Consider the following 1,716-nt stretch of genomic DNA (forward strand, 5'->3'; position numbering starts at 1 on the left):
CGGGAGCCGGTGACGGTGAAGCGGACCTCGATGTGACAGTCGTCGGGGGCGTCGGAGTGCTGGACGGCGTTGGCGAACAACTCGCCGAGCAACAGTTCGGCGGTGTCCGAGTACCGGTCCCCGGCGGGGAGGGCGGAGAGGTACGCCCGGAGCAAGTACCGGGCCAGCGGCGTGGACTCGATACGGGAGTCGAGGCGCGCGACGAACATGCGGGGGCGATGAGAAGTGAGCATGGGGCACCTCGAAGAGGCGGAACAGGTGGTCATGAGCTCGTGGCCGCCTGAGGACAAGGCGAAGCCAGGGGTAGCTGCATCCATTGAACGGTCCGGGAGTTGCCCCGAACCAGAGCGGAAGATGAGCACCTTTCAGGCATAATCGACGCACTACCCCGCCTGACCTGGGGCCCTTCGAACCGAGCGGGGGCGATTGTGACTCCGAGGAGGAAGCGACTCGCGCAGCGCCGAAAGGCACTGGGCTACAGTCAGGAGGCATTCGCCGCCGAACTGGGAGTGGCAGTCTCCACGGTCACCCGCTGGGAGGCCGGCGCGACCAATCCCCAGGGGTTCGTACACCCCAAGATGGCAAAGGTCCTCAGGGTCACCCCCGAGAGCCTGGCGGACCTCCTCGCACCAGAGGTGACAGCCCCTGACCGTTCGGTGGTCTACGCCGCTGCCCCACCTCTTGGTGATACTGACGACATGAAGCGCCGCGACGTCCTGAGTCTGCTCGCCGTGACCGGAGCGCTCATCGCCCTGCCCGATACCGAAAGGCCCTCGCCCCGATCCGGCGTGGCCACGTCCCTGACAGAAGTCGGGCCGGAACTGAACACGCACCTCTGGAAGCTGTTCGGGCTCTCCGACTCCAAGCAGGTCGTGTACCCGATGGTCAAGCACCAACTGGCTCTCCTGGCGAAGGGGCTGGGGGAAAGCCAGAGCGATGCCTCGCGCCAGCAGCTCTGTGCGCTGGTGGGAGATCTATATCAGCTCGCGGGTGAGATCTTCTTCGACGCCAACCGCTACACCGACGCGGCGCAGTGCTACACACTCGCCGCCAGCGCAGCCAGGGAAGCCAGCGCTTTCGACCTGTGGGCTTGTGCACTGACGCGGCACGCCTTCGTGGAAGTCTACGAACACCGTTTCGCTGTCGCGACTCCGATTCTGGCAGTGGCCTCTCAGGTCGCAGAACGAGGAGACAGCCAGCTCTCAACCCGGTACTGGGTCGCGGCGGTCCAGGCGGAGGCATTTGCAGGCCTCGGCGACCTTGAAGCAACCGAACGAGCACTGGGCGCCGCCGAGCAGGTACACGATCTGTCCGGCCACCTGCACAATGGCGGTTGGCTTCGGTTCGATGGTTCACGTCTCGCCGAGGAACGCGGCACCTGCTATCTCGCACTCGGCCGCCCGGATCTGGCGGAGCAGGCACTGACATCCGCGCTCTCCCAGCGGCTCTCGCTGCGTCGCAGAGGCGCGGTGGTCGCGGAGTTGGCCGCGCTGAGCGTCGAGCGCGGTGATCTGGATCAGGCGAGTCATTACACTCACGCTGCTCTGGAGTTGGTCGACCAGACCGGCTCGGGCTACATCGGCAGGAAGTTGCAGGCGGTCAGGAGCCGCCTCGTTCCGCTCGCGGCCGATAGTCGCGCCTCAGCCCTGTACCAGCAGATTTCGGCGCTTGACAACGTCGCCTGACGAAGGAGCAATTCATGCCGTCCGACGGGCA

1 protein-coding gene and 2 pseudogenes are annotated in these 1,716 nt (G+C 65.7%); 2 read left to right on the forward strand and 1 reads right to left on the reverse strand.

What is annotated here, in order from left to right; genetic code table 11:
* Positions 1-209, reverse strand: a pseudogene (locus ACFVGO_RS33345) (hypothetical protein); the annotation flags it as partial.
* A gap of 219 nt (positions 210-428) precedes the next feature.
* On the opposite strand from ACFVGO_RS33345, the pseudogene ACFVGO_RS33350 reads away from it, so the two are divergent.
* Both ACFVGO_RS33350 and ACFVGO_RS33355 read left to right on the forward strand, forming a co-directional pair.
* Positions 429-611: pseudogene (locus ACFVGO_RS33350) on the forward strand (helix-turn-helix domain-containing protein); the annotation flags it as partial.
* A gap of 87 nt (positions 612-698) precedes the next feature.
* Complete coding sequence (locus tag ACFVGO_RS33355) at positions 699-1,685, forward strand: transcriptional regulator (protein WP_359908579.1); 987 nt, start codon at positions 699-701, stop codon at positions 1,683-1,685.
* Positions 1,686-1,716 lie beyond the last annotated feature (31 nt).

It is taken from the genome of Kitasatospora sp. NPDC057738 (genome assembly GCF_042798815.1).
GTDB classification, from domain to species: domain Bacteria; phylum Actinomycetota; class Actinomycetes; order Streptomycetales; family Streptomycetaceae; genus Kitasatospora; species Kitasatospora lactacystinica.

Excerpts from the sequence above, each read along its gene's own strand:
- ACFVGO_RS33355 (WP_359908579.1), top strand. The coding sequence starts at position 699 with ATGAAGCGCCGCGACGTCCTGAGTCTGCTCGCCGTGACCGGAGCGCTC.